Consider the following 25,462-nt stretch of genomic DNA (forward strand, 5'->3'; position numbering starts at 1 on the left):
GGGGGGCGCTTCGGGGGCAGGGCCGTCGCTGCCGGAAGGTCGGGCGGGTAGAGAAAGAAGAAGGACGGAACCAGCAGTGCAGGGCCAGAAGAAGCCGACACGGACGGAAGAAGTACGCCAGCGCCTGGCAGAGGATATCGTCGGTCGACGCCTTCTGCCCGGCGTTGCACTGGACGAATCGGAGATTGCGCAGCGCTATGGCGTGTCGCGTACTCCGGTACGGGAGGCGATCCGCGACCTGGCCGCGATCGGCCTGGTGCGTACCCGGCCGCATCGCAGCGCCATCGTCACCGAACCCTCGCCGCAGCAGCTGCGCGACATGTTCGACGTGATGGCGGAGCTGGAGGCCCATTGTGCCTCCCGCGCGGCGGAGAAGATGACAGCGCAGGATCGCGACCGGCTGGGCAAGATCCACGAGACGCTGGCGGAGGCGGTCGAGGCGGGAGACGTGGCGCGTTACCAGCAGCTGAACGACGATTTCCACACCGCGATCTACGAGGGGGCCCGCAACGACTACCTGGTGCAGATCACTCTTGCGACCCGGGCCCGGCTGTCGCCCTTCCGGCGCGCGCAGTTCCTGTCCAAGGGGCGGCTCGAGGCCTCCTGTACCGAACACGCGGAGATCCTGGCGGCCCTCGTCGGGGGCGACGCGGCGCGAGCCTCGGTACTGATGCGACAGCATATCCTGGTGGTGGAAGATACCTACGAACGGCTATCCGAATGCCGCGAGGACGTGCCAGGGGCCTGACCTGTTGCGACCGGGCGGGCTGCGAGAGGGGCGGGGGCACAGGCGCGGTCGGTGATCGTGCACACTGCGCGCTGTCGGAACTGTTGGTGACGGGCGGCAACTGCTGGGCCCCGAGGGCATGTAGAAGACCACGTGGAGCACCGGGGCGGGGGACAGCTGGCAGTGATGCCGGGCATTGCCCGGGGACGCAGATAGGCGATCGGGCGGGGCGCAATGAGCCTGAGATCCTGTGAAATTGTGCGTTCGATTTTCTTCACGGCTTGTTCGGTGTCGCGTTTGATCCTTTTGGACAGCGGAGGGCCGGATGCGTTCAGCACGCAGGGCGCCATGTTCTGCGAGCTCTTCCTCAAGGGCCTTTATCCGCACGGTGGTGGCTCCATGTCTGTCCAATGTTTTCGTCACGTGATAGACCGTGCCCTCACGCATCACCGGTGCAGGTGCCATGTCGCTTTGACATGCAGCCTTTCGTTCGCGTGTGGTGGTCGCGCCCAAGCTGGTCTCACCATTGCGGCACAGGATCTATTTCTGTGCCGAGATCGAAGGAGCTGGTCCAGGATGGGCGGAAACGAGACGAACTGTAGGTGCTTTAAGTGGCTGAAAAGAATGTAAAACAAGATGTGGCTAGAGCCGCTCGTCTCTCCGTCGCACCGATGATGGATTGGACGAACGATCCTTAAAGATCTTTTTGTTTCAGTATCTTGGAGGATTTCCCGTCTTTGTGGTGTACGAATTGGTGTACTAGGAAGCCATTGCCCTCAGTTCGCGACGGGCATTTTCTGACGCCGCATCGATGTAAGAAGCGAGATCGAGGAGCGGGATTCCTCGCCCTGCCTTTTGACTGCTTGCCAACCTGACGACCGGCAACGGGATCTTCGCGTCAGCTAGGCGCGCGAGAAAAACCCTGGGCGAGAGATCAGGGAAAAAGTCCTGCCGGACGCGTTCCAGTGGGATGACCGGAAGCCCTTCGTAGCGCGCAGCAAGAAGCCATGCAGTGTTCATTTTTGGTCCCTCGAAAGCGGGCTGACGCGAAGTTCTTGACAGTTGGCGCTGCCGGGGACGGCGACCGGTGGGCGGATGGATTTGCCGACGCAGCTGATCTTTGGGGCTTTCGTGGCTAACATGGTGCTCGTCCTCGGTGCAGATCAGCAGGTCGGGCGGAAGACGCCGCCCTTGTAGAGCAGCGTGACCACGATGGCGAAGCCGAAGAGGTGGGACCAGAAGTCGTGCGTGCCCTCTTTCTTCTGTCCGTGCCTGGCCAAGGACATCCCGAGGCTGAGGGGCTGGGTGGCGAAGAATGCGATGATCCAACCGTTCATGGATGTGTCCCTCCTGTTCGAGTTGCAGGAGCGAAGGCGCGGTTGCTTTGACGGCGTCGAACTTGCCTGCGCCCTGAGCCCTGGTGGTCGATGGCGAGCGTCTGCATCGCTCACCCTTCCTCCTTCAGTTCCCGGATCATGGTCCCGGCCTCTCCGGCGATTGCCTTGCAGACCTTGCGCAGCGCGGGCGAGGCGTCGGCGCGGCCGAGGTCCTTCGCATTGTCGTGCAGCCGGCGGAGCCGTTCGAGCTCCTCGGCCTGGTCATCGGTGGGGTCATCGAACATGGGCGGTCTCCCTGGGTGCGAGATGGGGGCAGTTGGCGCCGACGAGGGCGGCGGCGACGGGCGGGCAGACGGAGTTGCCGACGCAGCTGACCTGCGTGGTCTTGGGGAAGGGGCGCCAGACGCGCTGGCCCGCCTCGATCTCCCAGACGCCGTCGATCTGGTAGTCGGCGGGGAAGCCCTGGGCGGAGAAGAGTTCGCGCGGGGTCAGCATGCGCATCCCGATATCGACGAGGACGAAGGTCAGGCCATGGGCCTCGATCGTGACCACCTCGCCGCCGTCCCAGGCGCCATGGGCGCGGAGGAACGCGGCCACCTGCCGGGCGCGCTTCGCATGAGCCTCGGTGAAGGGTGGGGCCTGCAGGGCTGCCTGCATGTGCGCCATGCGGTCCTTCACCGTGATGGTGTGGCAGGGGGCGTCGGTGCGGGCGCCGTCGCCGGTGCCGTAGTACTTGGCGAAGAAGGGCGCCTGGAGCAGCGTCGGCAGGAGGACCGCGTTCTGATCCTTCCGGCTGGCGCAGATCGTGTGCATGGGGGCCGTCACCGGGCGCGAGCTGCCGCCCTGCTGGGCATAGGTCAGGACCGGCGCGACGACGGCACTGTGGCCACCACCCGCCAGCACGGTCGGGTGCGGGGCGTCGTTCGGGCCGTCCCGCCGGTCGGTCCCCTTGAGCGAGACCAGGAAGGGCGCGTCGGCCTCCAGCACGTAGCGCTTCACGCCCCGCGCGATGCGGGCGAGGGTGTTCTCCGCCAGCGGCCGGACTGCCCGCAACCCGTGGGCGGCGTAGATCTCCTCCTTGCTGTCGAAGATCGAGGGGCAGGGCAGTGACCAGTCGATGCATTCCGCCGCCGTCCGCCAGGGCTTGCGCTCGCCCGCGATCACCCGGGGATCGTCTGGCGCACCGTGCGTCGGTGCGGGCCAGACGATGGGCGCGCCGTCGAAGCGGATGACGATGAAGAGCCGCTTGCGGATCGTCGGCGCGCCGTAGTCGCAGGCACGCAGCTCGCGGCTTTCCAGCTGTCCACCGAGACGGCGGATGGCCTTGACCCAGGCGCGGTAGGTCTCGCCCTTGCGCTCGGGGCAGGGGAAGAGCCCGCGCGGGGTCTCGATGACCGGGCCCCAGGTGGTCCACTCCTCGACGTTTTCCATGATCACCACGTCGACGCAGCCGCCGCTCTGCTGGATGCGCTCGATCCAGCCGGGGATCACCCATGCGAGGTCGCGGATGTTGCGGGCCACCGGGGTGCCGCCCTTGGCCTTGGAGAAGTGGCGGCAGTCGGGGCTGAACCACATCAGGCCGATGTGACGCCCCGCGAGATGGTCCAGCGGATCGACCCGCCAGACGTTCTCGGAGAGATGCAGCGCCTCCGGGTGGTTGGCAGCATGCAGGGCCAGCGCGGCCGGGTTGTGGTTGATGGCGATGTCGGGCGAGCGACCGAGGGCCATCTCGATCCCGGTCGAGGCGCCACCGCCGCCGGCGAAGCTGTCGACGATCAGCGGAGGACCAGAGGGGGCAGGGCGGTTCCCGACCGCAAGGTCAAGCATCTGCGCGCCGTCCATCAGTCCATCTCCAGCGCGTCTTTGTAGAGCTGCAGGACGGCCTCTTCCTCGGCCACGTCACTGGCGTCGCGCTTCCTCAGCGCGATGATCTTCCTGAGGATCTTCGGGGCATAGCCGCGCGCCTTGGCCTCGGCCATGACGGCCTTCTGTTGGTCGGAGACCTCGTCCTTCTCCGCCGCCAAGCGCTCAAAGCGCTCGATGAAGCTGCGCAGTTCGCCGGCGGTGACGCGGAAGGCCTTGTCGCGCACCTCGCGGTCGGCCTCGGTCTCCTTCAAGCGCGGGGTCTCGTCTTCTCCAGCCATGGTCATGTCCTTCATGCCGAGGTGGCCGCGCGGGCCCGGGCGATCCAGGCGGTGATCACGGCGGCTTCGGTATCTGCCTGGGCAACAATGCGGTGCAGGTCGATCACGGCGCGGCCCTCTGAGGGGACGTGGAAGGTGCCGCCGCTCTCGATGGCGGCACAGACGAAGGCCTCGCGCAGGCTGGTGCCGGAGAGGCGATCTGTGCGCCGGAGGAAGTCGCGGACGGTGTCGGTGTCGAGGAGGAGGGTGGTCATCGGGCTGCCCTCGCGCTGATGGTCGGCGCGGGTGCGACGGCCCCGGCAATCAGGCCAAGCGAAGCGGTCGCAACCGACCAGCCGAGCAGGGCGACCAGGAGGACGGGCAATCTCATGCGCGCTCCTCCTTGCCGATCAGGGAGCGGACGCGCTGGCGGCAGCGCTCTGTGATGTCATGGATCTCGGCCATCTGGGCGGAGACGGAAGGCGCGCCGGTCAGATGGTGGGGCTGCAGGCGGGCCATCCGCTCGGCGGGGATGGGCGCGCCGCGGGCGGCCTTCCTCGCGGCCCAGTCGGACCGCAGCCGCGCGCTTTCGTCGGGAGTGAGCATGACAGGTCTCCATCAGGGGTGATGGAGGTGATTGAATGCATATTGTGCATCTATTCCGGCATGAGCAGTCTGTGTCGATATCGCGAAGTGCACGCAATCAGTCAGCGAGAGTTGGCAGACCAGCTTGGTGTGAGCCAGAGTGCCATCTCTCGTATCGAACGGGGAGATACCTATCCAAGCCTCGCTCTCGCGGCGCGAATTGAACGCGTATCTAAAGGTGAGGTGACCGCGGTCTCGTTGGCTCCTCCGGATGAGCAGGGCTTGGTCGCAGTTATTGCCTCCTGTCCCGCGCCTCGTCCCGTGAAATCCCCCGGAGAATTTCCCCATGCGTAAGGCGCGTCCTGCTTCGATCCAGCTGGCGGTGCAGTCCGCCATTCGTGCGGCCGGCGGCCTGGAGGCCGTGGCCAATGACCTCGGCGTTGGCGTCTCGACTTTGTCGCACGGACGGAAGTCTCGGAGCAGCGACCGGGCGGGTTGGGTGTGAACTATCTGGACCGCCTGAGCCGGATCGTTCCCGGGGCGGCTGTGCCGATCGCGGCCCACTTTGCCAGCCTGGGCGGGGGCACATTCCACCCGCTGGCGTTGGACGGGGCCACGGCTGCGAACATCCATCGCGTCACCCGCGAGTTCTCGGATGTCCTGGAGCGTCACGCGCAGGCGCACTCGGTGGGTTCGGAGGCTCCGAACGACTACAGCCCGCGCGAGGCACAGGAGCAGATCGTCGAACTGGACGAGATGGTCGCGGCTGCGATGCAGTTCCGGGCCGTTCTGGTTCGCAAGGCGGAGGGCGCCGCGTGACCCTTGCGCACTTCGATATCAGTTCCTGCCGACGGGCGGGTGTCTGGCGCCAGCCACTCCTTGGGGGAGCGGCGGGCCAGTTGGCGCGGAGCGGCATGTCCCATCCGACGCTCCGCGCCATTTTCCTTTCCTCGATCCAGGCACGGAGCCCCGCGTCAGCAGCGCGGGGCCGTGAGGAGCGCCTGCGTTCGGGCAGGGCAGGGCGCTCCATCGCGCGGGGGGCCGTCCTCCCGGCCTCCCGCGCACCCCTCTGCCTGTCCCAAACTGGGGGCGCGTCCGTCGTGGCGTGCCCTGCCTTTCCGAGGAGCTCCGCATGGACATCGTGACCGAGGAAGAGCGCCGGCTGATCGACGAGGCGCTGGCACGGACGCCGGAGGCGGAGCGCCGGGTGCCGACGGGCAAGAGTGCGCTGGCCGAGGAGTACATCTGGGACCCGAAGGTGCGGCAGCTGGTCTGCAAGACGGCTGAGGGGGCGAAGGGCTTCCGCTTCATGAGGCTGGCGCCGCAGCGCAGCCTCGCCGATCGGCTGAAGGATCACGATATCGCGGCGGACATTCGGGATGGCTACGGCGTGAGCCAGGTCATGCGGATGCGCGGCGTGAGCCGGTCGTGGGTGATGCGCGTGGTCGAGGCGCGGGGGCTCGAGCTGCCCAGGATGGGTGAGGAGCCGCCCGCGGCGGAGCCGCAGCCGACCGAGGCGGCGCTGAAGAAGGAAGAGATCACCCGCAAGATCGTGGCACTGGCTGACGGCACGCGGGGGCTGACCGAGATCGCCCGGCTGGCGGGCTGCCACAAGGACGCGGTGCGCCGGAGGCGCGATCAGCTCGACCTCGACATTCCGCCGGCAAGGCGAGGGGAGGCGGCATGAACAGATGTGTCGTAAAGTCAGACCTTGTGGCGGATGGCCAGCCGGTCCAGACGGGGACACCCGCGTGTTCCCCCGACGCGCGGCCGGCTGGTCGCAACGTTCCCAACCTGGCGACGGCCTGGCGCGGCGACAGTTTCCATGCCGCCGTCGCGCCATCCCCATCCCTTGATGTCTATGACCTTTGCCGCCGCCTCGGCGCGGGTGCTTGCGGCTGCGCGGCACGCGGCGAGGGGCCCTGCGCGGACCTGCTGGATCTGCTCGACAACCACGGTTCGGTCGAGGCCGCCCACGCGGCAGAGCTGCGGCGCATGGAACAGGTGGCCCGATGCGCCCGCTGGTGAATGGACCGGGCCTGCGGGCCGTCGATGGCGAGGAGCTGGAGGAGTATCCGTTCCCATGGGGCACCCGGCTGGAGAGCCATTCCTACTTCCAGCTCCACTATGATCGCTGGCTGGAGAGCGACTTCTACACCCGGACTTCCCGGAAGGGAGACTGGGATGTTCAGGGGCTCGCCGTGGCCATCTGGTGCAAGGCACGCAAGCAGGACCCGGTGGGCACCATGCCCTCGGACCAGTCCCTGATCGCCGATCTGCTGGGCCTCTCCCTGCAGACCTGGGAAGGCTACCTCCGCCGCGATCCCTCGCCGCTCTACGGCTGGCGGCCCTGCCGGGTCGGCCGCGAGGTGCGGCTGATGCATTCCGTGGTGACCGAGGTGGTCGCCGCGGCGATCGGCTCGCGCGAGAAGAACGCCGACCGGGCCGCCGCCGACCGGGAGCGCAAGGCGCTTACCCGGCTGAAGCGCTCGCTGAAGGAGCTGGGCTTCGAGGCGGTGGCCGAGCAGGCGCAATACGTCGTCCGGCTGAATGCCTGGATGGATGCGCATTACCCCGAAGGAAACCGGACGCCGTCGCGGATCGTGGCGGGTGTCGAGGCGCTGACCAGGCGCTGAGCGGGTTGTCCCAATTCTGTCCGTTTTTGTCCTGCGGACAGAACCGGACAGAATGCGGACAGAATGGCGGACATTCTGTCGGCTGCATGAGAGGAAAAGGAGACGAAAAGACATGAATACGAAAAGAGATCTTCGTCCCACTCCCGATCAGCCGGCGTCCCTTGTGGGTAAGTTGAGCTTGGGCTGAGAAAGGGTAGGAAGATGCAACAGGTGCAGGACCATGAGAGCAAGCGGGACCGCGTGAGGCGGTTGCTGCTGGACCGGTTGAGCAGCATCGGGTTCCGGTTCCCGAAAGGGACCGACCCGGCGGAGGCGCAGAAGCGCCTCGATCGGCTGGCCGATGAGCTGGGCTACATGACCGACCTGAACCTGGAGCGGCTGTTCGAGGCGATGCGCTCGAAGGGCGAGGGCAGGGCGCGGGACTTCTGGCCCAGCCACGCCGCCTTCATCGCCCTGGCGCAGCTTGCCCAGCCGCGCCCGCTGCAGGAGATGCCCGGGCTGGCGAGCTGGTTCGGCAGCGCCGCCGGGCGCGCCGCGCTCGCCGAAGGCCGCCTGGTGGCCGAGTACCGCTGGTGGCGGGAGAAGCACCGCCCGCCGCTGAATGCCCAGGAGCGCCGCATCATCGCCGGCCGGGCAGGGGAGGCGCAGGCCAGGGCCGCGCGGGTCAAGGAACGCCTCGGCCACGCCCTGCCGGTGGATCCGGTGGACCGAGAGTGGCTCGCAGCCTTCGAGCGAGACGAGGCGGCAGCGCGAGACCTTGTAGATCTGGGGCAGACGAAGGAGCAGGCGGCATGATGATCCCAGACCAGGAAGCCTTTGAACGCGCCCGGGAGCTGCCGGGGATCTACGTCAACAGCCGGGGCACGGCCTTTGTCGGGGAGCTGCCCGGGCAGCGGCTGGCGGAGACGGATGCCGCGGCGGCGGATGTGCTGTCCCGGGCGCAGCCGCCGAAGCTCTGCGGGCCGGAGATCCCGGCGGCGCCGGCCCGGGGGCCGATGAGATCGCTGACCCCGACGCGGCTGGTACGGGGCCTCGAGGGTGAGATCAGGCGCGAGGAGGCTGGCTACGAGGGCCGGAAGGCAGCCCGGGCGCTGGATGTCTTCGACCTGATGGTGGCGCAGTCGCGCCGGTCGCATGGCCGCCTGGTGAAGCAGGCGAAAGCGCGGGGCGAGGTGGCGCCGGCCTTCGTCTCGCCCTTCACGGTGGGGCAGGTGGAGACGGCGCGGCTCTACGCGGCGCTGACGGAGCGCTGCGCCAGTTCGGGAATGCGCTGCACGCGCTGGAGCGCCGCCCCGGGCGGCAGCTCGTCTCCCGGCGAGCGCGAGCTGGCAATCCAGCGGGACCTGCAGCGGCTGCGGGCGCTGCAGGCGCGGATCGGCGATGGCCTGGTAAAGGAGGTGCGGCGGATCCGCCCGGGCGGGCGTCCGCGCCGCCCGATCCGGGCGCGGGCGCTGGTGGACGGCGTTTGCCTTGCTGACCGCAGCCTGAAGGCGGTGCTGGAGGCCCATGGCTGGGGCTATGACGCCCGGAGCCTGGAGGGGCTGAGGAATGATCTCCGCGCGATCCTCGATCGGATGGCGGGACGGTGATCTGCGCCAGGACGGAGAAGGTGGAGCGGGGAGGCTAGGGGCCGCCCCGTTTGCTTTAGGGCGAAGGGCTGGAGCTCGGAGTGGGGAGGGGAGGAGGGGGGAGGCCGGGTCGGTCAGCGTGACCGTACGAGATACAGCATGACGCCAAGCACTGACACGAAGGGCGGAAAGCCGACTTTCGCTGCTCTCGAAAACAACAATCGAAAGCATGACGAAGAGGACATTTAGGAGCTCCTTTGAAATCCGAAGTCGACCGTGAATGGGTTCAATTCCCACTGCGTGCTATCAGATCACGAACCGAACCTACCCACGTTTTTTCAAGCGCCTCAATTTTAGCAAACTGCATCGGAACTGTGCCGTGGCAGCACAAACATGAAACTACCTGAACGCTATCTTTCCCTATGTAGCGCCCAAGTTCGACACTGTTTGCGGATAGCAAGTCTACTCTGTCCAAATGACGTTTCAGCTTGTCCCGTTTCCCAGCTTTCGTTTCGCCTTGGTACTCTGACAGCATTGCCGCAATCTCAGAGTAATTTCTAGCAGAATGAAGGTTTTTACACTCGACAATTAAGACCTCCTGCGTATCTGCACGCCAAGCCAGAACATCCACGTCGCCGTAGTCAATGTCGAGCTTTCTGTTTAGAATTTTGGTTAGCGGCACGTTGCCTTCAACATGCCAACCGTTTTTTGAAAGCTCTTCCCTAGCGGACGCTTCAAACTGTTGACCCTCATTCGCAGACCCCCACCAATCATTTCGCATCTCGCCTGTTTGAAAAAAGCTCTGATCAAGACTGCCTGAGTGGGCTCCATCGAAGAGATAAGCAAAACCCTTTCGCAAAGAGTATGGGGGGATAAGAAGGAGAGGATCATCAGCCTCATCGACCTGAACGATAGGACGCACAACAAAAGACAATCTGCGTCCAAATCGCCACGGATAGATGTCCTTGATATCGAAACCTTTTGGCACTCGATCCCATCTCTTTCGTGGCTTAAGGCAAAACTGTTCTAAGAAGGCGTCTGCCACATTTTGATCAACTGAGCCGCTGACCACCGCTTGGATGACTTCTGATCTTCTCATTTCGAGTGTGGGCATCTGTTTTTCAACAGCGATGTCTTCAAGGCTCGCTATGATGTTGCGCGCTTGATCAAGGTCGAAGCCCATCTCGGCAGTCCAAATATCCCAAAACCTCTGATCAATTGCGCCTTTTGTCTCGGGAACAACCTCTGGCGCCTCATAGTTCTTCTTTTGTCTTGGTGCAATTTCAACAAAGCGGTCGCCTAAGACTCTTTCAAGCAGTGGCTCAACAACCAAGTCACCAAAGTCGTTCTTGAAAAGGATGTCCCCAAGCGCTGAAAGGGTCAATTCAGGTTGGAGCGCGTTATACCTAATTGCATCAGATAACCCCCCTAGGCGCACGACCAAAAGTGTTCTCGACACAAGCCTGGAGAGTGATAGCGCTGATGGCTGCACTGTGCCGTCAATCGGGCACATACAAACACTCATTTCCGCCAACACCCTGCTCGCGATACCTGCAGCGGCAAACTTCGAAGTCTGATGCACGTACTTGCGAAGTGTTTCCGGGGTCCGACCATGTAGTCCCAAAATGGCTGCGGATGTCCTCCGCCAATGGTCTTCTTCGGCATTCGCTTTTTCGATATTTTGCACGAGCATGTTTAGAAATGAACGACGAGGCAGCAACTGAAGTTCCTCACTAATGTCGTCTACCAAGCAAGAAACGACACTATTAAGAAAGGATGTACATTCTTTTCTGCCCTCGACTTTCGCACCATCTGCGGGGGTTCTGACGCGCCAAGCAAGACCAAGCTTGGCAATGCCATCGTCAACTTCGTCAACCGATACAACTTTATTTGGTAGAAGTTGGCGTACATAGTCCATAAATCCCTGCGACTGGAAGAAATGAAAGCTTCTCGCATCGTCATTCGGAACCACAGTCTTCTCGAACTCATCGAGCATACCGTCTGGAAGTTCACCTAAGATCAACTCAAGAAAACCCGTCAGCATCGCTCTGACGACCGTACGCTCAGCAATGTTCTCAGCAACTCTAAAACCATCTATGAAGCCAGCTTCAAAAGTAACTGTCGCACACCGCTTTTCGTGCGAGACTGCAACAGACCATAGTTTTTCTAATTCTGACCGGTCCGGCTTTGCTTTATCTCCATCAGGAGCAACAGCATCCAAAAAAACAAGGTTCGCCCGCATCGGAGCGATACCGCTTTGGTCGGGATACTCTTTATCAACGACCGAACCAATCCGATGCAGCCATTCGCCAGCCATCTCCCAGAGCCGGTATTCGACGTTCTTGTCGGAGATGTTTGGTGTTTCTATGCCAAGCCAAAGCCGGGCAATCCCTTCGTAGCAGGATGCAAGCGTGCCATCGCGCACGTCTGTCATGGACGCGTAAAGCTTTCTTGAACCTTCGCTTTCGAAGAACGGGTCTGGGGATGGCCTCTGAATAACATGGTGTTTTCCAGCCTGATCGCGTGCACCATGCCTGTCATAACCACTATCGGCTTCCGCTCGGACGGTCCTAAGCATATTTAATGGTGGATTGAGCATAAGGGGCCGATCAGGAGTAATCGGGGCCGGCGGCAGTTGTGCATGTGGCACGAAATGACCGTCGTTTCGGCGCACCCATCCCAAAAGGTTCAAGACGCCATTTGGATTGATGATTTGTACACCTCTGCTCTCGACCGCAGACAAACCGTCCTGAATGCGCCAGAAATACTCTGGCTTCATGTCGGCCATCCAACTGACGCGAACTAGGTCAGCTATAGAGATGGACTCGAAGTGCCAGTTTTCCCGATGCACATCGAAGTGCTTTGTCGCGTAGCCTTTGCCCCAGCCACCACCAATCAAAAGCGTCATTCCTGCTTGGAAGCCTTCTTCCTTTTCGAAGCGATCCATTGAAGCAAGCATTTCTTCCTGAAGCGCATCGGTTAAACCTCCATCGTCTTCAGAAGTATCCGCAAATCCGCCTTCCGAATGTGTTCGAATGCTGGGCACAAAGAAGTGCAAAGAGATGAAGTGACCTTCGTCAAATTGAAAGCCGAATGAAGAGACACGGTGTTGACCAACCTTGCGCCAATAAACAGGGGCGTCTCTCGGGCCGCCCAGCAAAGGTGTCTCATGTAGAAGGCCCGCAAATCTGTTGGTTAGCATTTTGTCAAACGCATCCTCCAGGCCGTGAGTGAAAATCTCTCCAATCACGTATTCTCGCATAGCCAGTGACAAACATGTTGGTAGCACGACAGTCACTGCCTCTTGATCAAGAACAGCGAGAGGCTTGAAGTGTAGAGCTGTTTGAGAGGCACGCTGATTTCCGATTTCGTCCTTACAGCAAGGGTCTATGAGGAATGGAGCGATGTCGTCGGGTTGGACGCCTCTTGCATCCAGAATTTCAAACGGAATGCGAGCCCTTTCAACCAGCGCGTTTCGACCCGGTAGGTGACGACTAGACAAGGCTTTTTGTGGATCGTCGTGCCCCATCTGATAGCGTGAGAGGCCAGCATTCTGACAGATGATATCTGAAATACTAAGCACGGCATCGACGCACCTTTTGATCTCTGCCCAATGTCCTTCATTCGGCATCGTTTGCACAACGTCATACACCATCTGGGTATAAAACCCGGCGGATTCCCATAATCCGTCAATGATCCGAAAATCCCGATCAACACCAATCACCAGCGACGTAAAAACATCTTCTGCCGGGTCTTCTCCAAAAACACTTCGTGACTTTCCGATCGCATGAAACCAACGCACGGCTTGGCCTATGTGAGCCTTTTTCTTACCCTTACAGTGTCTCCATGCGAGCATTGCAAGCAACTCTAACCGAAGGCAGTTTGATTGGTATTTTGGTACTGTCATGAGGCTGGCAATTAAGGGAACCGCGATCTGGGGATCGTAGCCGCTCAAATCTCGAACAAGTGCCTTATTCTCTTTTGCCACGTCGTCCAAAGTTACAGAAAGAGAAGACCATTTTTGCTGTTCTGCAAAGATCTCATGAAACTTTTCGAATGCCTCGTTGTGCGTGAACTCTGGCTTTGGCTCGTTACTCACTGGGACACCACTTTGATTGATTGGAAGCACGGCACTAAGGTGTGACGTTCAACCTTACGGTGTCACGACGTAGTGTAAGAGTCACTCAAGAACTGTTTTTTACCGCGCGCCGCTCGAACTCGACAACTTCGTCTCACTGAAGCTCTCAATGAGTTCTGAGGCGGTCCATGACCGGTTCTGGGAAACGGCACCGCAGCACGTCGGTATTCGGCTAACGGCAGCTATGGGCCCGTCATCGTCCGCGGGCCTGGCGCACCTGGTCGAGGGGCCTGCCGCGCCGCTGCAGGTCTGCTTCGAGCCCGATCTGACTGATGCTGCGGGATGACCGAACGTCTGCATTAAGGCGATATCACGCACACAACCAATGCAAGTTATTTCCGCAAATGACCGCAGTGGCCTTCCTCGAAATCCCATGCGCCGTTTTGCTCTCCGCGCTGCAAGCACACATACGCGATTTCGATGTCTGCTGTCTCGGGAACATCTACCGCGTATAGCTGGTAGCCAAAGTCTCCGTGTTCGTATGAGCATCCAAGGCGCTCGAGTGGATCCCAAAATTCGGCAAACAGCACGGGATCATGCGTACCTTGGGAAACAAGGATTCGGTACGTGGAATGCCCAGATTCTGAACCAAGGCCGACAACTTGTATTCGACCTGCAACCTGGCTCGTCATGACTGTGTCCTTGAAGCTGATGCCTTTTGCAAAGAACGGAGAATTCTCGAGCTGATAGACACCGGATCCAAGGTCGGTTGCCCAAACACTTTCGGTTGAGAAACCATGCCAAGTGTCTGAACCAAGATCAAATATGACCTTCTGCATTCGATTGTCTTTTGCGTTCATATGCTGATGCTAAGTTTCGCCTTGCGTTGTGTCACGGCCTTAGCTGAACCTTCAAGCCGCCGTTGGCACCATCGCAGCGAACGGCAGCTTCGTCCGCGGAGCTGACCTTGGGGCCTTTGGCGATGCTGCGCAGTGCCATAGAGGTCCGGAATGGGGAAGCTGCGCTGCGGCAACGGTGGTCCTGGCCAGTGTCGGCTCTGGGCCGTCCACGCCCCGCGGACCCGGCTTACCTCGGTGAGGAGCCTGCCGTGCTGCCGCATGGCCGCTTGGAGCCCAGAGGCGCCGGTCTCGCCCGGGGGCTTCGCTGCGGTTGCATTCGCCCGCTCCAGCCCAAGGCAGGCCGTTGATCTTAGATTGGATGAAGGCCCCAATAGACTTCCGTCATGTTCGAGCAAAGGAATTTTTCCAGCTCCTCGAACTGATCTTCAGGTTCTTGGCAGCAGAGGAACGAGCAGCAACTATCCCAGTGTGTACCGACCAAAAACGAGCCATCTTCCGTTGAAATCACACCGTGCGGTGGAATCCTATCTTCGGCAAGAAGATCGTCGATGACGTCGCGCCGAGACTGCTCCCCGAACTCGTCATAGACAAGCACATGAGTATGGCCGAGTTCTCCCAGACGGAGCAAGAAACGTCGTTCGTTGTGCGGGGCCAAGTCTCCTTTTTCCGGCGGAATGAGCTTCTGCTCGTCGATCATCTTCCTGAGTTGATCCTCTAGACGCTTGTTTCGTTTCCTTATTCCATGGGTCATGGACCTTAAGGCGACATCAAGTTCGCTAAGTGTCTCGAAGCCCCCTTTTTCCAGCGCCTCCGCCCAAGTCACTGGCTCACAGCCAGCAACGATTTCATTCCGCGTCGGGTATGTCCCTGGACAGAAGCATTCAAACGGAATCGCCTTCGGCTTCAAGAACGGCGACAATACGACCCAAGCGCTTGAGAAATGTTTGGAATAAGCATCGAGAATTCTGAAGTCATTGGGGGTCGGAATATACATCTATGTTACTCGTCAGCTTCGTCGGGGAGGGCCACATCTAGAATACACTTGCAGCCCGCGACATTTCGGGCAAGTGTCCGCTCCCTGCGCATTGCCGACGTTCGACCTGACGCAGGCTGCGGATGCAGCGAACGGCGGGAAGGTCCGCAGAGCTGACCTCGGCGTACGAGACCTTGCTGCACGATGCCACGGATGGCCGGTTTGGGGAAGCTGCGATGCGGCGACCGGCCTCCCATCGAACGGCAGCAACGGGCCATCCACGCCCCGCGGGCCCGGCTTACCTGGATGGGGAGCCTGCCGCATGGCCGCTTGGAGCCCAATTTCCGAATTTTGCGCTGTTTACGATTGTCAGCTTTCCCCGTGCACGACCAAAAACGTACCGAGTTTAGAGGCTGCTGTGACAAGGTTAGAACCGCGCACCTCTCTCGCGGTTGCCGCCCCCTGAGTTCGGTGGCATGCTAAGCTGATGCTACGTTTCATTATCAATACTTTTGCGGTCGTATTTCTTACGATTTTGACCCAGTTAGGCGGGATTGCGTGGCTGATAGCGCTCCTCTTCAAACGCAAGGTTGTCGCCTTCCTGCTTGCCTACACCGCTATGACGGTGGCCGCAGTTTGGGTTGCACCTAACTTTGGTCGAGTGGCATTAAATTGTTTCGATGATGGACCGCTTCAGGTTCAAAGTTTGATGTATTGCGTTCTGAACCGCCACTACGTGACCTCGGAACTGCGAGACGTTCTCATTGACACCTCTGATGAGATGGATCGCCGATACCCCGGCACTGAAACCCTTGTTCTGGACGCTAACTTCCCGTTTTTAGGAGGCTTCCCCTTGCTGCCACATCTTTCTCACGATGATGGTGAGAAGGTCGATCTCGCATTTTTCTACCGCGATGAAACAGGTTACCTGCCAGGCGCAACACGATCCCCGATAGGGTATTTCGCTTTCGAGCCCGGTCCGACTGCTTGCCCGCCGAGGTGGCCTACTCTTAGGTGGGATTTTGGTATTATTCAGCCGATTTGGCGCAATTTTGATTTAGACACCGAACGCACGGCTGCGATCATAAGACTCCTTTCAAACGATGAACGAGTGGGGAAAACGTTCATTGAACCGCATCTCGTTCAATCATTGCACGTTGCCCATCCTCGTGTTCGCTTTCAAGGGTGTAGGGCCGCCCGGCACGACGACCATATTCACTTTCAGTTATGATCGCAGATTTGCGTTCTTGCCGTTGCGTCATTTCGGGCGGCTCGCAGTTTTGATGAACACCGTCCGCTAAAGCCGACACTCATGAAGGCGCAGCAAAAGTCCCCTTCGTCCGCACTCCTGACCCTCACAGGTCTCGCGACTGTGCAGTCGCAGCGAATGGCAGGTTCAGGGAAGCAGCACTGCGGCGACAGGAACACCAGCATACGGCAGCTCCGGGCCGGGGAAGAGCCGGGCGGCGCGACTGGGGATGTCTCGCCGGCGACGTTCGCATCCTCCGCAAAGCTGCCGTCTCCATGCTCCCTTCCCACGGCGCGAGACGGAACCCGCTCGGGTCCTTCCTAGCGGATCCTGTAACGGGGGTAATTCGCACCCCGACACTCGCAAGTCTCCCGGTTATGTGGAGGGGTGGTGTTTTGGTTGTTGTTGTTCTTACGCCTGTCGCTAAATGGCGAGGGCTTCGAGAGCAAGGCCGGCGGCCAAAGCGTCCATTACCCACTTAGGACGTCGTCCGCGACCGCTCCAGGTGAGGGTGTTGTCTTCAGGGTGACGAAACCTTGCCGGCGCCTTGGTTTTCCGTTTCGAGCTCCTCCCAACCAGGTCATTCAGAGAAAAACCGAGTTCTGCTGCCTTGGCCTCAAGCGCGGCCAGGGCGTCGGCCTTGCGCTTGTCGGCGTAGGTTTCGATGCGCTTCTTCAGTTGCTTGTCGAGTGTGTGAAGCTCGTCAAGACTTAGCTTGCTCAGGTCCAGTTCAGACTTGTTGGCCATTTGGCACTCCTTCCTGCAGTTACCAAAACGATAGAGGAATCTGTCGGAAGGGCATAGCGTGGTTGGAGCGCGGCAATTGGACCTGCGCTTCCTGCTCGGACGCTGTGCGCAGGAAGTGGACATGGCGCTCGACAGGGGCAGGCTTGGTGCGGCTCATGCTATCGCCTATCTCTGGGCATTCGCCTGAATGGGCATCGATGCGGGATGGCTTCCTCGAATTGGCCATGCCTGGCGTTGTGTAGAATTACCTGGTGGGCCAATCTCGGCAGGGCGGACAGTCAGGGCTATCCATGCGACCCGCAAACAATGGAGTTGATGCATGCCAGTTCTCGGCAGGCGGACGGTAAAAATCGGCGACGTCTTTCAGATCCTGACGTCTGAAGGCGTCTGCTACGGTCTGGTGACACACACCCATGAGAAGTGGGCATTCGTAATCTCGGTGTTCAGGGATTTCTACGATCAAGAACCGGAGGATTTCGAAGCGGTATTTACGGGCAGCCCGCAGATTACCACAACCTTCTTGATACAACACTCCGTACGGTCCGGGCTTTTCGCGCTGGTAGCCCATGTCGAGGTGCCTGAGCATCTTCAAGCTTTCCCAACTTTCAGAGCAACCAACAATCTGAAGGGAGATGATACCCTCTGGTTCTTTTGGAATGGGAAAGAACAATGGCGTGTGCAGCGCCCTCTCAGTGAGGCCGAAAAAAGGTATCCCAAAGGGCCTTCTCTTCCAAGCGCGCCACTTCTAATCGAGATGATCCAGAGGGACTACCGGGTCGAACGAGACTACATTTAGTCTGATCTCGGCAGGACAATCACTGGCCGCAATCGGCTCGAAACGGTCGTGCGGCTGCGCGGCGGCCTCTTCACCCACGTGAGCCAGGTCCGCAGAGCGCTCCCGGCCCAGAGCCGACCTTCACGCCCGTCGCAGCGGAAGACCGGTCTCAGCCCTTCCAAGACATTCGTGCCGGGCGCAGCGTCACGCGAGGCGCCGACATGAAGGGCGGGGAGCCGGCTTTCATGTCGTATTGGATGAGCCGCGGCGGTGCGCAGGAAGCAAACATGACGTTCGCGGTATCTGTCGACGTCGCGCCCGTCGTTTCCAGCCCTTGGTTGCCTCTCGATGAGACGCTCGATCGCGACCCCTTCCAGCCTGATTCATTAAGTTATGAAAAGCCATTGTCCCGTAGCAGCCCGAACCGAACAGGTCTCGGTCTACGGAGGGATCAATCAAGAGCGTAGGTGACGAGGTCTTCCAACGATCGCGGCAGGAGGGTGTCTGAGATCAGTTCCAAGATGTCCGGAACATGGGTGTAGAAACGTTTCAACTGGTTATGAGCCACCCGGTCCTTGTCTCCCATATAGTCGAGTACTGGTTTTTGGCGCTCGTATTCATCGTGCCAGTACTTGCCAATCAAGGCTCGACCCACCGGGTCGAATATCTTGGCGTCTGGCGCAGTGAAGAGCCGAACTTTGGACAGAAACTCGATCGGGTCGTGTCCAGCGCGGTGCCAGATTTGATACAGCTCTGTCATGCACGGCACTGAGCGCAGGTACTTGTCGCTCAGCACGATCAAGATGCGGTCTCCCCTCACAAGCTTGGCCATGAACTCTGAGATGAGCTGGCCGAAAATCACTTCGTCCCTGTCGCGTCGAATATGCACGCCTTCCGCTTCCGCGCGTTTGCAGAACGCATCCACAATTTGGGCGCGATCTGGATTGTCCTTGTCTCCCCAAGCGTAGGATACAAAAAAGCTCTTGGGTGCATCCGGGTTGGGGGCGTAATCCATTTCTTGATCTTCTTCGGGCTTTTGAGGTGTGGGGGCGTCTGGGGTCATGTTGAATAACTCCATGGTCGTTTCGCTGAGTTTGCCGAGCGATCCGACAAGTTCCATTGCACCACGGCCCTTCGCTGACAGCATCAGTCCATTGCCCTTGTCAGGGTCGTAAATCTCTTCCACTTGAATGTGAGCCTGATTTTGCCGACTGAAGCCTGCAAAGCCAGTGCGCCAATATGTGCCATTGATGCCTGCTTTTCGCCCCAAGGCGACCAGAAGTGCGCGCATGAAGCCCGGAGCAATGCCGGGGAACCAGTAGCAATGCGAGGCATCGGGGCTTTCCAGTGGCTGCGGCTGCTCTCCGTCCAGGTGCTTCGGTAGTGCATCGGGGGCAATATAGACTGCGGTACCGTCTTCCTCGCGCCCGGAGATCTGAAAGCAGATTCCGCTCTCGCACATGAAATTTATGAAGACCTTTTGTTCTTCATCGGAATACCGCTCATTGTCCCATAGAAAGCTACCCATGAGGTGTCGGGTAAAACGACCTCGGCTGTGTAGAAGGTTAGTCCAGCACTTCTCGCGCTCGTAGATTGCGTAGATCGCCTCCAACGCCCAGGCCTGATCCAGAATGATGCTGTGCTCAGGGCTCCGGTGGTTCCAGAAGACCTCCCCGGCATTGTGGAGAAACGACAGGAACTGCTCCGGGTTCGAGATGCCGCCCGCTCTTTCGCAGAGAGCGTGGAATTCGCCCATCGACAGCGTGCGGTGTTCACGCGCGGCGCTCGGCCGGTCCTGATCTTCTGTGAGCATCTCCCGAAGCATCTTCATCACGGCCAGCCGCCCCTTGCCAATCAAAGGTGGGTTGAAACGGTCCGCAGCACCGGAAAGCGCATCTTTCAAGGTAGGCAGGCCCTGGTCTGTCAGGGCACTCATCGCCAGAGCCCTGCAGTAGCTCAATTCGCTACGCAAAGGCGTTAGATCGGGGTGATCCCCCCGGTCATAGCCGCCTTTCCGGTCAATCTGGTTCTGCACGACGATCAAAGGCGACCCCGCCCCCCCGAAGCGCAAGACAATGTCCAGCCACCAGCCCACGGGGCGATTGCGAAACTGGAGGCCATAAGCGGGGATATCTTCGTTGCTGTTGTCCGTGTCAGGCGTCCAAACCAACATGAAGACTGCGCGCGAGCGTAGGAAAAGCGCGTGAGTGCCGTGATAGATCTCCTGTCCGCCGAAATCCCAAGTCAGGAACGTGCCTTGGCGGGCCGGAATTGGCGCTTCAACCAGCTTGATCCCGTGGGTGCTGTCGGCGTCTGTGTCAAACGGGACGTTGCGTAGTCGATTACAGATCTGGGTCTTGCCGATACGGCCGTTACCCAAAACGATCAGTTTGACCGTATCCAAAGGCTGTGGATCGTCGCCGAGGTCGGAGAAATGTGCGCGGGCCCGATCAGCGCAGTTCTCGCCGAAATGGGTACTGAGGACTTCGTCGGGAATTCCGCGGACGCGCACGCGGGACGCCGTGAGAGAAAAGTTACTATCCTTTGAAAGCAGGTCTCGAAGGGGCTGCGCCTGTTGAATGTCCAGCATTGAGCAGTCGAGGCGCTGCAGGCTGGAGAGACCGCTCAGCGGCGTGAGATCGCTGACCTGGGTGTGCGAGCAGGTGAGGCTCTGCAGGCTGGAGAGACCGCTCAGCTGCGTGAGATCGCTGACCTGGGTCTGCGAGCAGTCGAGGCTCTGCAGGCTGGAGAGACCGCTCAGCGGCGTGAGATCGCTGACCTGGGTGCCCGAGCAGTTGAGGCTCTGCAGGCTGGAGAGACCGCGCAGCGGCGTGAGATCGCTGACCTGGGTGTCCGAGCAGGTGAGGCTCTGCAGGCTGGAGAGACCGCTCAGCGGCGTGAGATCGCTGACCTTGGTGTGCGAGCAGTTGAGGCTCTGCAGGCTGGAGAGACCGCACAGCGGCGTGAGATCGCTGACCTCGGTGACCGAGCAGTTGAGGCTCTGCAGGCTGGAGAGACCGCTCAGCGGCGTGAGATCGCTGACCTGGGTGTCCGAGCAGTCGAGGCTCTGCAGGCTGGAGAGACCGCACAGCGGCGTGAGATCGCTGACCTTGGTGTGCGAGCAGTTGAGGCTCTGCAGGCTGGAGAGACCGCACAGCGGCGTGAGATCGCTGACCTCGGTGACCGAGCAGTTGAGGCTCTGCAGGCTGGAGAGACCGCTCAGCGGCGTGAGATCGCTGACCTTGGTGCCCGAGCAGGTGAGGCTCTGCAGGCTGGAGAGACCGCGCAGCTGCGTGAGATCGCTGACCTTGGTGCCCGAGCAGTTGAGGCTCTGCAGGCTGGAGAGACCGCTCAGCGGCGTGAGATCGCTGACCTCGGTGACCGAGCAGTTGAGGCTCTGCAGGCTGGAGAGACCGCTCAGCGGCGTGAGATCGCTGACCTGGGTGTGCGAGCAGTTGAGGCTCTGCAGGCTGGAGAGACCGCTCAGCGGCGTGAGATCGCTGACCTGGGTGTCCGAGCAGTTGAGGCTCTGCAGGCTGGAGAGACCGCTCAGCGGCGTGAGATCGCTGACCGTGGTGCCCGAGCAGTTGAGGCTCTGCAGGCTGGAGAGACCGCGCAGCGGCGTGAGATTGCTGACCTGGGTGTACGAGCAGTCGAGGCTCTGCAGGCTGGAGAGACCGCTCAGCGGCGTGAGATCGCTGACCTGGGTGCCCCAGCAGTTGAGGCTCTGCAGGCTGGAGAGACCGCTCAGCGGCGTGAGATCGCTGACCTGGGTGCCCCAGCAGTTGAGGCTCTGCAGGCTGGAGAGACTGCTCAGCGGCGTGACATCGCTGACCTGGGTGTGCGAGCAGTCGAGGCTCTGCAGGCTGGAGAGACCGCACAGCGGCGTGAGATCGCTGACCTGGGTGTGCGAGCAGTCGAGGCTCTGCAGGCTGGAGAGACCGCACAGCGGCGTGAGATCGCTGACCTGGGTGTGCGAGCAGTCGAGGCTCTGCAGGCTGGAGAGACCGCACAGCGGCGTGAGATCGCTGACCTGGGTGTCCGAGCAGTTGAGGCTCTGCAGGCTGGAGAGATCGCTCAGCGGCGTGAGATCGCCAATATCAGTAAAATCGCAGCTCAAGCGCTCCAGCGAGGCCAGGTGAGAAACTGGCGCACAACCGGCAAGCCGACGGGCCTCGACATAAACCACCGCCGCCTTCGAACCGTCCTGCAACTGGATTTCGGAACCTAAAAACTCGTTTCCTGAATAAACCTTTCCATCAGGTGCCAGGTCGTCACCAAGGCACAGACGAGTGAGCTGGCGACATTCAGAAATGCTGTCGGGCAACTCCTCCAGCGCGGATAGATCCGACAGGTAGAGCAAGTTGCAGCTATTGTCTGCGAGGGTTGCGCTGATGCGCCGCCGCGCCTCGTCGAAAGCAGCCGAAGGGTCCGTTCGCCAGATCACCTTACCATACTTGATGCCAGCCGCCGCACTCAAATTCATCACCAAGGAATTGCGTTCTCTTGCTGGGAAGGTATCCGCTGTATTCTCGCGCGCAAGCCACTCTTGCACCATTCAAAACACGAGCTTGGACAATATCGAGGTTCGAGGCAATCTTCGTTCTCATTTGCGGCACATTTTCAGTCAGACAAGTGAAGCCCAGCGTTTTCAGCGCTGAACAGAGTACCGGATTTGACCACGACTCCCTGCTGGCCAACTTAGCGCCCAAGAGTTGAGTAAGCCCGCTTCTGGTTGAAGCCAGTGATGCTCTGCGCTTATTGCGAAGGTTGGGCATGGTCTTATTTGGTTGAAAAACTCGGCTCGGGAGCATCGCGAACAGTATCTTTGGCCACGACCTCAGGCGCGCCAGAAACTACCAGGATGGTAGCCACACCGTTTTTGACTTTTCCACCAGCGCGTAACGAAGAAACTCCGTCGTGCCTATGCTTTATCATTGCAGCAGTGTAAACATTCGCATTATCTGCCACCTTTCCTTGGGCAAAGCTGCAGTGCCGGAAGCGACAGCGCACCAGGGGGGCATGCGCATCCCGCCGCCTCGCATCATGACGGGGTCGAACCCAAGGTGGTCATCGCCGCATCTGGCTCCTTGCCGAGGAGAGCAAGGGTGACGCGGTACCGGCCCAGTGCTGCCAATGATCGCTCTCGCGGCGAATGACAGCTCTGGTGTCAGCTAGAAATCTGGATGGCGGGCTCAATCCTGTCCCGATCCCCCGGCGGGATCTGGCGGGGGCCTGTGGCTCCACAAGCCGTTAGGCATAAATCGAGACGTCAAAGCCACGGCCTCGCACAGATAGGACGTTTCGCTACGACGGCTTGGCCCGGCGCGACGGCGTAATCCGTGTTCAGAAATTCACAGCGCATTAACGCGGGAGGCATACCCTTTTGGGTTATCCCTGTCCGGAGACATGAGATGTTCAATGACTTGCCCGCTCGCCGAAAGATCTCCCTCATCTTTGTCGCGATCCTATTTGTTGCGCTGGCGTCTATCGGTGCCTCCTATAGTCTCCTGAAAAGCGTCGGCGATCATGGGGTTACCTTGGGGCAACGCCTTGCACCACTGGGCGACGCCGCCATGGAGATCAAGCTCACCGCAACCGAAGCCCATCTCAAGACCGAAGAGATCATGGCTGGCGACACCGAAGAAAGATTCTCGGATGTCGAGGCCTACCTCGACGACAGTACCTTTTACGCCAACGCGATCCTCAACGGTGGCCAGAACGACGAGGGAACCTTTTTTGCCAGTTCTTCGCCGCTGGTTCGTGAGCATATTTCCGGGGTTCTCCAAGACATTGAAACATTTCGCCAGGCCGCGCGGGACCGCTACGCGATGCTTGACGACGCCGAAGGCGTTGGAAGCGGCGCGGATGCCGAGTTCGATGCGCTCTATGACCAGATCGAGGACGATCTGGCCAAGCTGGCGGCACGGGCGCCAGGACAAGCCGGACTTCAGGCGTTGGTGGGCGAGGCGCGTTATCTCATCGCGCATGGTCACTTGCTTCTAGCCGAAATTCTCGGAGGTGACGGATCCGAGGATTTTGCAGAGGTTACTGGCTCCTTCGTGACCGCCCGCAACCTCCTGGCGAATTCACCCTATAGCATTGGCACCGAACGCGACTGGAGCGCGCCCGTTCTCGCTGATCTGGATCGCCTGAGTGAGTTGGCGCAGGAACGCTATTCCTCCGAACTGGAGCGCGCGGCGGCCATGGCGGCAGCCGAGCAGAGTTTCGACGCGACATTCACACGTTTCATAGCTTCTGCGGACGAGGCCGAAGAATTGATTCATGCGGATATGGCCCTGGCGCTGGCGGATCTGAAATCCAGAATGATGATTGCGACCGGCGTATTGATAGCCGGGTCAGCGATGCTGCTCGCTATGCTGGCGTTGGGATACTCGCGATTGAATTACAGCTTCGGCAAACGCCTCAGGGATCTGTCCGAAACCATCACCCCTCTCTTGCAAGGGGACCACAGCGTCGAGCCGCCCGAGTGGCGCTCTGCGGATGAGGCCGGCCTTTTGCGTGAGGCAATCTCGGAGATGAGGGCGGTGTTCTTGCGGCAGATCGAGCTTGAAAGGGTTGCCCAGCAAAAGAGCGCAGAAGCAGAGGGTCAGCGCCAAGCCGCCGAAAAGCTACAGATCGCTGCGGAACAAGAGCGCACTCTTGCCGTACAAGCGCGCGAGAAGACCGCAACCAGAGCCGAAGCGGCTGATGCATTCGCAGCAGAATTCACTCGCGTCGTCAACCGCGCCGCCAGCGGTCTTTTCGATACCCGGATTGAGGCAAAGTTCGAGGAACAGGACCTCAACAGTCTGGCCAATGGGATGAACGCGCTGGTTGAGGAAGTCGACCGAAGCGTGGGCGCGACGAGCAGGGTCTTGAACGGGCTCGCGAATGGCGATCTGTCCCAACGCATGACAGGCGACTATGCCGGGGTGTTTGCGCAGCTGAAACTGGACCTCAACCTGACCGCCGAGAAAATGCAGGAAGTGGTCAACGCCATCGGCCAATCCACCAAGGAAATCGTCTCAGGCTCCGAGAATATTGCCTCAAATTCCGAAGGCTTGGCTCTCCGCACCTCGTCGCAAGCCGCCGCTGTGGAGCAGATCGTTGCTGCGATGTCCCAAATGTCGGCACAGGTGCAATCCACGACGGACAACGCAAACCATGTCGCGACGCAGGCGCGCACCGCTGAGGATCAGGCTCAGAACGGCAACCGTGCCTTGTCCTTGACTGTTGAGGCCATCCAGAAGGTCAACCAAAGCTCACAGGAAGTCAGCAAGATTGTCAGCGTAATCAACGACATTTCCTTTCAGACCAATCTGTTGGCCCTCAATGCCGGCGTTGAAGCGGCCCGCGCAGGGGAAAGCGGCAAGGGATTCGCGGTTGTGGCGCAAGAGGTTCGACAATTGGCGCAACGTGCCTCTGAGGCCGCTCGAGGCATCGGCGAGCTTGTCGAAGGGAGCGCCCGTGACGTCGAAGAGGGCGTGCGTCGTGTGAACGAAACCGGGCAAGTCCTGGGAGAGGTTCTGGCCGCAATCGCAAGTGTATCGACTGCAACAGAGGACATCCGAGCCGCCGGCGGCGAACAAATTGCGGCCGTCAATGAAGTCGTGAGAGCGATCGAGAACGTCGACCAGATGACCCAGCAAAACAGCCACGTCGCGGATAGCGGTGTCGACGGATCGAAGAACCTCTTGAGCGAAGCGCAGCGCCTGCAAGGCCTCGTATCATTCTTCATCGGCCTGGATGTCCCAGATACCGAAGCACGACGCCCTGATGCATCTCAAGCAGCCTGAGGTGT

At 60.4% G+C, this 25,462-nt stretch carries 23 protein-coding genes; 11 read left to right on the top strand and 12 right to left on the bottom strand.

Annotated features, from left to right (window positions below; all coding sequences use genetic code 11):
- The first annotated feature begins 76 nt into the window (after positions 1-76).
- On the top strand, positions 77-748 hold the full coding sequence (locus AC2IR1_RS10785) for a GntR family transcriptional regulator (protein ID WP_486476281.1): 672 nt from the start codon (positions 77-79) through the stop codon (positions 746-748).
- A gap of 738 nt (positions 749-1,486) precedes the next feature.
- Here AC2IR1_RS10785 and AC2IR1_RS10790 read toward each other — a convergent pair.
- The 7 genes from AC2IR1_RS10790 to AC2IR1_RS10820 all read right to left on the bottom strand — a co-directional run bounded on the left by AC2IR1_RS10790 (position 1,487) and on the right by AC2IR1_RS10820 (position 4,793).
- The gene (locus tag AC2IR1_RS10790; RefSeq protein ID WP_486476282.1) at positions 1,487-1,747 is read right to left on the bottom strand and encodes a pyocin activator PrtN family protein; all 261 of its coding nucleotides are present in this window, start codon (positions 1,745-1,747) and stop codon (positions 1,487-1,489) included.
- Between the two features lie 143 nt (positions 1,748-1,890).
- Positions 1,891-2,064 carry a hypothetical protein gene (locus tag AC2IR1_RS10795; protein WP_486476283.1) on the bottom strand — a complete coding sequence of 58 codons (174 nt, stop codon included), beginning with the start codon at positions 2,062-2,064 and terminating at the stop codon, positions 1,891-1,893.
- A gap of 110 nt (positions 2,065-2,174) precedes the next feature.
- Positions 2,175-2,348 carry a hypothetical protein gene (locus tag AC2IR1_RS10800; protein ID WP_486476284.1) on the bottom strand — a complete coding sequence of 58 codons (174 nt, stop codon included), beginning with the start codon at positions 2,346-2,348 and terminating at the stop codon, positions 2,175-2,177.
- A complete protein-coding gene (locus AC2IR1_RS10805; RefSeq protein WP_486476285.1) occupies positions 2,338-3,906 on the bottom strand; it encodes a DNA cytosine methyltransferase in 1,569 nt (522 codons plus the stop codon). Before AC2IR1_RS10805 ends, AC2IR1_RS10800 begins: the two co-directional genes overlap by 11 nt.
- Positions 3,906-4,208: a DUF2312 domain-containing protein gene (locus AC2IR1_RS10810; RefSeq protein ID WP_486476286.1), complete on the bottom strand. Its 303-nt coding sequence runs from the start codon at positions 4,206-4,208 to the stop codon at positions 3,906-3,908. The genes AC2IR1_RS10805 and AC2IR1_RS10810 overlap by 1 nt, the downstream gene beginning before the upstream one ends.
- 11 nt (positions 4,209-4,219) lie before the next feature.
- Positions 4,220-4,462, bottom strand: coding sequence for a hypothetical protein (locus tag AC2IR1_RS10815; RefSeq protein ID WP_486476287.1), 243 nt, complete (start codon positions 4,460-4,462; stop codon positions 4,220-4,222).
- Between the two features lie 112 nt (positions 4,463-4,574).
- Positions 4,575-4,793 carry a hypothetical protein gene (locus AC2IR1_RS10820; protein ID WP_486476288.1) on the bottom strand — a complete coding sequence of 73 codons (219 nt, stop codon included), beginning with the start codon at positions 4,791-4,793 and terminating at the stop codon, positions 4,575-4,577.
- A gap of 60 nt (positions 4,794-4,853) precedes the next feature.
- On the opposite strand from AC2IR1_RS10820, the gene AC2IR1_RS10825 reads away from it, so the two are divergent.
- The 7 genes from AC2IR1_RS10825 to AC2IR1_RS10855 all read left to right on the top strand — a co-directional run bounded on the left by AC2IR1_RS10825 (position 4,854) and on the right by AC2IR1_RS10855 (position 8,997).
- Positions 4,854-5,126 (top strand): helix-turn-helix transcriptional regulator, encoded by a 273-nt coding sequence (locus AC2IR1_RS10825; protein ID WP_486476403.1) that lies wholly within the window; start codon positions 4,854-4,856, stop codon positions 5,124-5,126.
- Positions 5,127-5,273: 147 nt separating this feature from the next.
- Complete coding sequence (locus tag AC2IR1_RS10830; protein ID WP_486476289.1) at positions 5,274-5,591, top strand: hypothetical protein; 318 nt, start codon at positions 5,274-5,276, stop codon at positions 5,589-5,591.
- Between the two features lie 313 nt (positions 5,592-5,904).
- Positions 5,905-6,459 carry a hypothetical protein gene (locus AC2IR1_RS10835; protein ID WP_486476290.1) on the top strand — a complete coding sequence of 185 codons (555 nt, stop codon included), beginning with the start codon at positions 5,905-5,907 and terminating at the stop codon, positions 6,457-6,459.
- The gene (locus AC2IR1_RS10840; RefSeq protein ID WP_486476291.1) at positions 6,456-6,800 is read left to right on the top strand and encodes a hypothetical protein; all 345 of its coding nucleotides are present in this window, start codon (positions 6,456-6,458) and stop codon (positions 6,798-6,800) included. The genes AC2IR1_RS10835 and AC2IR1_RS10840 overlap by 4 nt, the downstream gene beginning before the upstream one ends.
- Complete coding sequence (locus AC2IR1_RS10845; protein ID WP_486475188.1) at positions 6,785-7,408, top strand: hypothetical protein; 624 nt, start codon at positions 6,785-6,787, stop codon at positions 7,406-7,408. Before AC2IR1_RS10840 ends, AC2IR1_RS10845 begins: the two co-directional genes overlap by 16 nt.
- A gap of 201 nt (positions 7,409-7,609) precedes the next feature.
- Entirely contained in the window at positions 7,610-8,203 is a 594-nt protein-coding gene (locus AC2IR1_RS10850; RefSeq protein ID WP_486475189.1) for a hypothetical protein, read from the top strand.
- The gene (locus AC2IR1_RS10855; protein ID WP_486476292.1) at positions 8,200-8,997 is read left to right on the top strand and encodes a hypothetical protein; all 798 of its coding nucleotides are present in this window, start codon (positions 8,200-8,202) and stop codon (positions 8,995-8,997) included. Before AC2IR1_RS10850 ends, AC2IR1_RS10855 begins: the two co-directional genes overlap by 4 nt.
- Positions 8,998-9,262: 265 nt before the next feature.
- On the opposite strand, the gene upx is transcribed toward AC2IR1_RS10855, so the two are convergent.
- The 3 genes from upx to AC2IR1_RS10870 all read right to left on the bottom strand — a co-directional run bounded on the left by upx (position 9,263) and on the right by AC2IR1_RS10870 (position 14,908).
- A complete protein-coding gene (upx, locus tag AC2IR1_RS10860; RefSeq protein WP_486476293.1) occupies positions 9,263-13,075 on the bottom strand; it encodes an anti-phage protein Upx in 3,813 nt (1,270 codons plus the stop codon).
- A gap of 371 nt (positions 13,076-13,446) precedes the next feature.
- Positions 13,447-13,893, bottom strand: coding sequence for a DUF4265 domain-containing protein (locus AC2IR1_RS10865; protein WP_486476294.1), 447 nt, complete (start codon positions 13,891-13,893; stop codon positions 13,447-13,449).
- A 370-nt stretch (positions 13,894-14,263) separates the two neighbouring features.
- Positions 14,264-14,908 (bottom strand): DUF2711 family protein, encoded by a 645-nt coding sequence (locus tag AC2IR1_RS10870; protein WP_486476295.1) that lies wholly within the window; start codon positions 14,906-14,908, stop codon positions 14,264-14,266.
- Positions 14,909-15,374: 466 nt separating this feature from the next.
- On the opposite strand from AC2IR1_RS10870, the gene AC2IR1_RS10875 reads away from it, so the two are divergent.
- Positions 15,375-16,118, top strand: coding sequence for a hypothetical protein (locus AC2IR1_RS10875; protein WP_486476296.1), 744 nt, complete (start codon positions 15,375-15,377; stop codon positions 16,116-16,118).
- A 441-nt stretch (positions 16,119-16,559) separates the two neighbouring features.
- Here the strand turns inward: AC2IR1_RS10875 and AC2IR1_RS10880 are convergent, their stop codons facing one another.
- Positions 16,560-16,883, bottom strand: coding sequence for an H-NS histone family protein (locus tag AC2IR1_RS10880; RefSeq protein ID WP_486476297.1), 324 nt, complete (start codon positions 16,881-16,883; stop codon positions 16,560-16,562).
- A gap of 319 nt (positions 16,884-17,202) precedes the next feature.
- Between AC2IR1_RS10880 and AC2IR1_RS10885 the strand changes: the two genes are divergently transcribed.
- A complete protein-coding gene (locus AC2IR1_RS10885) occupies positions 17,203-17,679 on the top strand; it encodes a hypothetical protein (RefSeq protein WP_486476298.1) in 477 nt (158 codons plus the stop codon).
- A gap of 430 nt (positions 17,680-18,109) precedes the next feature.
- On the opposite strand, the gene AC2IR1_RS10890 is transcribed toward AC2IR1_RS10885, so the two are convergent.
- The gene (locus AC2IR1_RS10890) at positions 18,110-22,144 is read right to left on the bottom strand and encodes a leucine-rich repeat domain-containing protein (protein ID WP_486476404.1); all 4,035 of its coding nucleotides are present in this window, start codon (positions 22,142-22,144) and stop codon (positions 18,110-18,112) included.
- Positions 22,145-23,072: 928 nt separating this feature from the next.
- On the opposite strand from AC2IR1_RS10890, the gene AC2IR1_RS10895 reads away from it, so the two are divergent.
- Positions 23,073-25,457, top strand: coding sequence for a methyl-accepting chemotaxis protein (locus tag AC2IR1_RS10895; RefSeq protein ID WP_486476299.1), 2,385 nt, complete (start codon positions 23,073-23,075; stop codon positions 25,455-25,457).
- Positions 25,458-25,462: the final 5 nt, after the last annotated feature.

The sequence above is a fragment of the Pseudooceanicola sp. NS-SX8 genome, from assembly GCF_057380755.1.

Excerpts from the sequence above, each read along its gene's own strand:
- AC2IR1_RS10790 (WP_486476282.1), bottom strand. The coding sequence starts at position 1,747 with ATGAACACTGCATGGCTTCTTGCTGCGCGCTACGAAGGGCTTCCGGTC.
- AC2IR1_RS10795 (WP_486476283.1), bottom strand. The coding sequence starts at position 2,064 with ATGAACGGTTGGATCATCGCATTCTTCGCCACCCAGCCCCTCAGCCTC.
- AC2IR1_RS10800 (WP_486476284.1), bottom strand. The coding sequence starts at position 2,348 with ATGTTCGATGACCCCACCGATGACCAGGCCGAGGAGCTCGAACGGCTC.
- AC2IR1_RS10805 (WP_486476285.1), bottom strand. The coding sequence starts at position 3,906 with ATGGACGGCGCGCAGATGCTTGACCTTGCGGTCGGGAACCGCCCTGCC.
- AC2IR1_RS10810 (WP_486476286.1), bottom strand. The coding sequence starts at position 4,208 with ATGGCTGGAGAAGACGAGACCCCGCGCTTGAAGGAGACCGAGGCCGAC.
- AC2IR1_RS10815 (WP_486476287.1), bottom strand. The coding sequence starts at position 4,462 with ATGACCACCCTCCTCCTCGACACCGACACCGTCCGCGACTTCCTCCGG.
- AC2IR1_RS10820 (WP_486476288.1), bottom strand. The coding sequence starts at position 4,793 with ATGCTCACTCCCGACGAAAGCGCGCGGCTGCGGTCCGACTGGGCCGCG.
- AC2IR1_RS10825 (WP_486476403.1), top strand. The coding sequence starts at position 4,854 with ATGAGCAGTCTGTGTCGATATCGCGAAGTGCACGCAATCAGTCAGCGA.
- AC2IR1_RS10835 (WP_486476290.1), top strand. The coding sequence starts at position 5,905 with ATGGACATCGTGACCGAGGAAGAGCGCCGGCTGATCGACGAGGCGCTG.
- AC2IR1_RS10840 (WP_486476291.1), top strand. The coding sequence starts at position 6,456 with ATGAACAGATGTGTCGTAAAGTCAGACCTTGTGGCGGATGGCCAGCCG.
- AC2IR1_RS10845 (WP_486475188.1), top strand. The coding sequence starts at position 6,785 with ATGCGCCCGCTGGTGAATGGACCGGGCCTGCGGGCCGTCGATGGCGAG.
- AC2IR1_RS10850 (WP_486475189.1), top strand. The coding sequence starts at position 7,610 with ATGCAACAGGTGCAGGACCATGAGAGCAAGCGGGACCGCGTGAGGCGG.
- AC2IR1_RS10855 (WP_486476292.1), top strand. The coding sequence starts at position 8,200 with ATGATGATCCCAGACCAGGAAGCCTTTGAACGCGCCCGGGAGCTGCCG.
- AC2IR1_RS10865 (WP_486476294.1), bottom strand. The coding sequence starts at position 13,893 with ATGCAGAAGGTCATATTTGATCTTGGTTCAGACACTTGGCATGGTTTC.
- AC2IR1_RS10870 (WP_486476295.1), bottom strand. The coding sequence starts at position 14,908 with ATGTATATTCCGACCCCCAATGACTTCAGAATTCTCGATGCTTATTCC.
- AC2IR1_RS10875 (WP_486476296.1), top strand. The coding sequence starts at position 15,375 with ATGCTACGTTTCATTATCAATACTTTTGCGGTCGTATTTCTTACGATT.
- AC2IR1_RS10880 (WP_486476297.1), bottom strand. The coding sequence starts at position 16,883 with ATGGCCAACAAGTCTGAACTGGACCTGAGCAAGCTAAGTCTTGACGAG.
- AC2IR1_RS10885 (WP_486476298.1), top strand. The coding sequence starts at position 17,203 with ATGCCAGTTCTCGGCAGGCGGACGGTAAAAATCGGCGACGTCTTTCAG.
- AC2IR1_RS10890 (WP_486476404.1), bottom strand. The coding sequence starts at position 22,144 with ATGAATTTGAGTGCGGCGGCTGGCATCAAGTATGGTAAGGTGATCTGG.
- AC2IR1_RS10895 (WP_486476299.1), top strand. The coding sequence starts at position 23,073 with ATGTTCAATGACTTGCCCGCTCGCCGAAAGATCTCCCTCATCTTTGTC.